General features: G+C 59.2%; 5 protein-coding genes and 1 pseudogene. 3 read left to right on the plus strand and 3 right to left on the minus strand.

Features of this window, described 5'->3' with window-relative positions; genetic code table 11:
• Positions 1-64 precede the first annotated feature (64 nt).
• Complete coding sequence (gene hrcA, locus B2696_RS08970) at positions 65-1,093, minus strand: heat-inducible transcriptional repressor HrcA (RefSeq protein WP_286955050.1); 1,029 nt, start codon at positions 1,091-1,093, stop codon at positions 65-67.
• A gap of 5 nt (positions 1,094-1,098) precedes the next feature.
• Entirely contained in the window at positions 1,099-2,241 is a 1,143-nt protein-coding gene (gene hemW, locus B2696_RS08975; RefSeq protein WP_075730232.1) for a radical SAM family heme chaperone HemW, read from the minus strand.
• 148 nt (positions 2,242-2,389) lie between these two features.
• Between hemW and B2696_RS08980 the strand changes: the two genes are divergently transcribed.
• From B2696_RS08980 to B2696_RS08990, 3 genes are all read left to right on the plus strand, one after another.
• Complete coding sequence (locus B2696_RS08980) at positions 2,390-3,850, plus strand: hemolysin family protein (RefSeq protein WP_286955051.1); 1,461 nt, start codon at positions 2,390-2,392, stop codon at positions 3,848-3,850.
• Positions 3,850-4,908 (plus strand): CNNM domain-containing protein, encoded by a 1,059-nt coding sequence (locus B2696_RS08985; RefSeq protein ID WP_286955052.1) that lies wholly within the window; start codon positions 3,850-3,852, stop codon positions 4,906-4,908. Before B2696_RS08980 ends, B2696_RS08985 begins: the two co-directional genes overlap by 1 nt.
• A 189-nt stretch (positions 4,909-5,097) precedes the next feature.
• The gene (locus B2696_RS08990; protein ID WP_286955053.1) at positions 5,098-5,991 is read left to right on the plus strand and encodes a hypothetical protein; all 894 of its coding nucleotides are present in this window, start codon (positions 5,098-5,100) and stop codon (positions 5,989-5,991) included.
• A gap of 204 nt (positions 5,992-6,195) precedes the next feature.
• On the opposite strand, the pseudogene B2696_RS08995 reads toward B2696_RS08990, so the two are convergent.
• A pseudogene (locus B2696_RS08995) lies at positions 6,196-6,313 on the minus strand (HNH endonuclease); the annotation flags it as partial.

Raw genomic sequence — 6,313 nt, forward strand, 5'->3', positions numbered from 1 at the left:
TGTCAGAACTGAACAGCTGGGTTGAACAGTCTGGGTTAAACAGTAGGTGTTGAGTTTAACCGGATTACTTGCCGGCCAAAATCTCACTCACATAGCGTGCAACAGCACTCACCTTGGACATTGTTCCAGAATAGTCCATAAAGGTAGGGCCGACGACTCCGAGTCCGCCCAGAGTTGCACCTGGGGAACCATACCCTGTGGCGACCACCGAGGCTTGACGCAGCTGGTTTTCCTCGTTTTCTTCACCGATGACCACGGAAACATTACCTAGGTCCGGCACCCGCGCCAACAACTTGAGCACCACGACCTGCTCCTCGAGCACCTCGATGATGGAGGGCAACCCCTGGGGGAACTCACGCGCAACGCGGGTGAGGTTGGAGGCCCCTGCCATGAGCAGACGATCAGAGGGTTGCTCCACCAGAGTCTCAACAAGGACGGTTGCTGCCTTGCGCAGATAGGGGCGAATATCTTCTGCGGCTTCGTGGACAAGAGGCTCGAGTTCGGCCGTGGCCGCGGCCAAGGTCTTTCCGGACAATGCATTATTGAGCACATCACGCAGGCGATGAGTCTGCGCCGGGTCAATGCTGCCGTCCAACTCGACATTGCGCTGATCTACCCTCCCGCTATCTGTGATGAGCACGAGCAACAGACGGCGCGGTGAAAGCTCGACAACTTCGCAGTGTTTAACGCGCGAGACTTTGAGATTGGGCATCTGCACCACCGCAGCCTGCTTGGTGATCTGCGCCAGTAACTGTACGGATCTGCGGAGCACGTCCTCCAAATCCACTCCGCCTTCGAGGAAGGTCAACATGGCGCGACGCTCGGGCGCGGACAGAGGTTTTACCTCATGGAGGCTGTCAACAAACTCACGATAGCCTTTCTGCGTGGGTACACGCCCGGAGCTGGCGTGTTGTTGCGCGATGAGCCCCTCCGATTCCAGCACCGACATGTCGTTGCGGATCGTGGCCGAGGAGACCCCCAAGTGATAGCGCTCGAGAAGAGATTTAGAACCAACGGGTTCTTGGGAAGCGATGTAGTCCGCAATGATTGCGCGCAGCACTTCCTTGCGGCGGGCCTCAGTTGAAGTGGACATGAGCCTTATTCTACTTCCTCCGCAACTAAGAGATCCGTCACGATGCCATCCGCGAGCAGGCGTCCGGCCTTGCTCAACTTCACACGGTCCGCGTCTACGTAGACGAGGCCCTGGCTTGAGAAACGCTCTAGAACTGGCGCTGCGTGCTCGTCGAGCCACTGACGGGGGATGCCCTGACTCATGCGCAGTCCCAACATCACCTTCTCTGTGTGACGCTCCTGCGGACTGAGCTTCTCGCGTTCTTTGATGGGCAAATGCCCCTGACCCAGCTCCGCAACGTAGCGCGCGGGGTGCTTCACGTTATAGAAACGCTCATCCTCGAGGTGCGAGTGGGCACCCGGGCCCGCTCCCCACCAGTTTCCGTCGACCCAGTAGAGGCTGTTGTGCCGGCACTCGCCACCAGGCTTCGCCCAGTTAGAGACCTCATACCAATCAAACCCCGCCGCCTCCAGAGTCTGCGAGATGAGTTCGTAGCGGCGGGCCAGCACGTCCTCATCCGGCGCAGGAAGAATCCCTTTGGATACCTTGCGCGCCATGCGGGTGCCTTCCTCCACGATGAGCGAGTAAGCACTGACGTGGTCCACGCCTGTCTCGAGGATTCGCTCCAGCGTGCGCGCGACGTCCGCATCGGTCTCGGTGGGGGTGCCGTAAATCATGTCTAGGTTGACGTGCTCAAATCCTGCGGCGCGTGCCTCCCGGGCGGCGTCGAAAGCGCGCCCTGGGGTATGCGCGCGCTCCAGGACACGCAGCACGCCTGAAGAAGCCGATTGCATTCCGAGGCTCACACGGGTGAACCCCGCCTCATGGAGGGAGGAAAAGTACTCCGGCGAAGTCGATTCCGGGTTCGATTCGGTGGTTACCTCAGCCCCGGCGCTCAGTCCAAAGGTTTCTCGCACCGTATCGAGAATCCGACTCAAACCGCCCGCGCCCAGCAGGCTCGGCGTTCCGCCACCGATGAATACCGTTTCGGCTTGCCTCCCGACGCGCTGTGCAGCAAGACTGAGCTCCTTATCCAAAGCATCGAGGTAAGGGCCGGTGAGATCTCGTGGTGATCCGAGCTCACCCGGAGTGTAGGTATTGAAATCACAGTAGCCACAGCGTGTGGAGCAAAAGGGCACATGGATATAGACGCCAAAGAGAACAGTCATGGTTTAAAGCCTAACGAGGGGTGCACTAAATAGCCTAAGCGGGCGTTTTCCATGTAGTATGTTGCCAGTTTCCCAAGTACAGAAAGGCACCTTCAGTGGAACCTCCGAGTCGATGTCCCCGCTCAACAATTCAGGAGTGGGGTAAACGTTGATTTCCGCAATTCTAATGATTTTGGGCGGATTCTTAGTAATCGGCCTCATCATCGTAGCGAACGCTTATTTCGTGGCCCAAGAATTCTCATACATGTCCGTCGACCGCATGCAGCTACGCGCGCTTGCCGCGGAAGGGGATAAACGCGCCGCACGCGCGCTCAAGATTACGCACCAGACCTCTTTCATGCTCTCGGGAGCGCAGCTGGGCATCACGGTCACCGGCCTGCTCATCGGCTACATCGCCGAGCCCTTAGTTGGCCAAGGCTTGGGGATATTGCTCGGGGACGTGGGCATTCCCACCGGCGTATCAGTTGCGATTGGTACCGTATCGGCCCTGCTGATTTCCACGGTGGCCTCGATGCTTTTCGCCGAGCTCTTCCCCAAGAACTACACCATCGCCGCCCCAATGAAGACGGCACTGTGGCTCTCTACACCGACGATGTGGTACCTGCGCATCTTCGGCTGGCTCATTCACTTCTTCGAGTACTCGTCGAACGCGATTCTCAAGCTCTTCCGCATCGAACCGGTCGAGGACCTTGATTCCTCCGCTACGACCGATGACCTTGAGTCCATCGTCGACGCCTCCCACGAGGCCGGTGAGATCGACGAGGATACGTACATGGTCTTGGACCGCCTGCTCGACTTCCCCGATCACGACGTCGAGCACGCCATGATTCCACGTTCGCGCGTGGATGTCATTGCGCCTGAGACCACCATCGGCGAGGTCCGCGAGATGATGTCCACAGAGCACACGCGCTACCCCGTCATCGATGACGAGCACAACCCCATCGGAGTCGTGCACCTCTTCGACGTGCTGCGCAACAAAAAGCCTGATGCCACGGCAGCCACCGAAATCATGCAAACGCCTCTCGTTGTCCCCGAACTTATGCCGCTTCCCGACGTCGTTGTTGAGTTGCGGGATGCCGGGGAAAAGATGGCTTGCGTCATCGATGAATACGGCGGCTTTGTTGGCATCGTCACCATGGAAGACCTCGCGGAGGAGATTCTGGGTGATGTTACCGACGAACACGACATCGAAGAGACCGAGGAAATCACCGAACAGGATGATTCCCACTGGATCGTCGACGGAGACACCCCCATCGACGAGATCGAGCGTGCTGTGGGCCATGACCTCCCCGACGGGGATTATGAGACCATCTCTGGTTTGCTCATCTCTGAATCCGGCGCGCTGCCGGAAGAAGGCGACGAATACAAGATTGCCCTCGAGGCAGAGCCGGAAGACTGGGTCGATGCCGACGAGGCACCGCACCGCTTCCTTCTCGCCCGGGTCAAGGAAGTTGACCGCCATGTCCCATCTTCCCTCGCCCTCGAATTGGTTGAGGAGTATCCGGACGGGCATACCAGCGATGACGATGATGCGGCCCAAGGCCGCAATCATGACAGTCATCGCAGCGCTGATGCTGATGCCGATGCAAGCAAGGAGGCGGACAAGTAATGACCGATACCTGGTGGTTTAACCTTCTAGTTACCATAGCTATCATCGCCGCCTCTGGCTTCTTTGTCATCATCGAGTTCTCCATGATGAGTGCCCGTCGCAACCGCCTCGAGGCGACGGCAGAAACCTCTCGCGCCTCGCGTGCTGGCCTACGCTCACTTAATGAGCTGACCATCATGCTCGCCGGTGCCCAGCTGGGCATCACCGCGGCTACCTTCATCCTCGGTGCTGTGACCAAGCCTTGGGTACACCACCTGCTGATGCACCCACTCGAATTGCTGGGCCTGCCCTTGGGCGTGGCCGACGTCGTCAGCTTCATTCTGGCCTTGTTCATCGTCACCTTCTTGCACCTGGTTATCGGTGAGATGGCGCCGAAGTCCTGGGCTATCACGCACCCGGAAACGGCTCTGCAAATCATTGCTATCCCCGCCCGCGGATTCATCTGGATCTTCCGCCCGCTGCTCAGCTGGATTAACCACATGTCCAATAAGCTGGTCATCTTGGCTGGTGAGGAACCCGTCAACCGTGCTGGTGCCGCCGGCTACGACGCGGAGACCCTGCGCACCCTCGTGGAGCACTCGCGCGAACTGGGAACAATGGATGATGCCTCAGCCAGCCAGATCACCGGCGTCATTGAGATGGAGGCGGCAACGGCCGGCGCGCTCGCCCGCGAGTACGGCTCCGAAGTCGTTCCCCTCTCCCCCGATGCCACCGTCGCGGACCTGCAGAAGCTTGTCGTCCAGAAGAACGTCATGCGCATCTTGGTTCTCCCCAAGGACTCGCGCGAGCCGCGCATGGTGCACGTGCGCGACACCCTCTTGGCGGATCCGGCCACCCCGGTGCTGGAGTTCTCTCGCCCCGCCTTGAGCGTTTCTCCCTCGCTGACCGTGCAAAAGACGCTGGACCACATGCGCGCACGCAATGAGCAGCTCGTCGTCGTTGGCAAGGCTGACAAGGATCGCGCCGTGTGGATTCTGACTTGGAATGACATCATGGGCCAGCTGTGGCCGCAGATTACCGAGCAGCTTGACCAGGCTTCCCCCGGGGCCCAGCAATAAGCACTAACTCTCCTCCCCTGCCTCCGGTTCCCGCCCTCTAGCGGAAACCCTGGTTAGAGAGAACGCACTGTGGATAACGCGGTGCGGCATCATCGACACTTGTCATTAACACGATGCCGGCGCCGAGTTATCCACAGTTTTCGTTTTCGCCCTCGAATACTCAGCGCCCCGTGGCCTTAGCTAGTGGACATGACTACCGCCCACAACCATTGCTCACTCATCACGGTGCACAAGGGAACCGCGCAATTTCCCACGTCCTTTGAGACCTCCGACTCTAAAACCCTGCTGAAACTGGCACCGCGGATGGCTGTTGCCCCTCACGTTTACGCTGCCCTTTCCTCCTCGGAGCGGATGCGCTTGCGCGCCCTAGCCGCCGCCCGCAGCAGCTACACCGCCGTGCTTATATCCAAGTCTGCGGCTCGCGTCCACGGTCTGTGGGTTATTCCACGTCCTCGCGAGGAGATCGAATTAGCCCTGCCTGGCACCAATCTTCCCAGTAGGTCCCGCTGGAAGAAGGGCTGGAGGTATCGCAAGACCGTCCTGCTGTCTTGCGAACAGGTACAGGGAGCTAGATGCGTCAGCCCCGCCCGCGCCGTGGTGGATATAGCGCGCTTTCACGGCTTGGTGGACGGGCTCGTTGCCGCCGAGTCGGCCCTGCGCGCGGGCATAGAACGCCAGGAGCTCGCACAAGAAATCACGGCACTTGGCCGGGTAAAGAATGCTCGGATTGCGCGGGCAGTCATTGATGCTGCCGCAGATAACTCCCGTAGCCCGTTGCAATCACTGTGCCGCGCCCTCATTCTCGCCGCAGGTATCCCCTGCACCATGCGCATGCACCCGAGCACTGAGGAACACGTGCTCTTGTGCCTGAACAACTGGCTCTATGTTGTCGTTGACGAGCAGAAGAAGACTCCAGCTAATATTCAAACACGGGGAAGAAAACACCAGACTCTTCGCATCAGATCTGAGGAGCTCATTGCGCATCCCGAGCGAGTGGTCCGTGCCATCGAACAAGCCCTGTTCCAGACGAATAGACCCCGCAGCCTACGCACAGGCGAGCGGGGCAGTTTTCCAGCCGGGTAGCCAGAGTTAAGTCCAGAAAGGGCCTTTAAGGGCACTTCTGGGTTTTAGAGTGCGTGGTGGGAGTGGCGGGCAAAAAGCGGGTCCCTTGGCGGCATTTTCCTCGATAATCTCCACCGCACAGTCACAGTCTTGACCATTGTTGGTGCTTGCCCGCCGGGGTTTGTTTTGGGGTGCTGGAATTCGCCGTTAGGTTCCTGTGTGGCCCTAACGGCTGCTGTGTGGTGGCTGCCAGACTATTGTCCCGCCTTGGCGGGCAAGCCGCCCGCGGCGTGGTGGCGCATTCGGATCATCCTCATTAACCCCGTCGTGGTAGTTACACAAG

Source organism: Corynebacterium sp. UBA4397 (genome assembly GCF_002390965.1).
Taxonomy (GTDB): Bacteria; Actinomycetota; Actinomycetes; order Mycobacteriales; family Mycobacteriaceae; genus Corynebacterium; species Corynebacterium flavescens.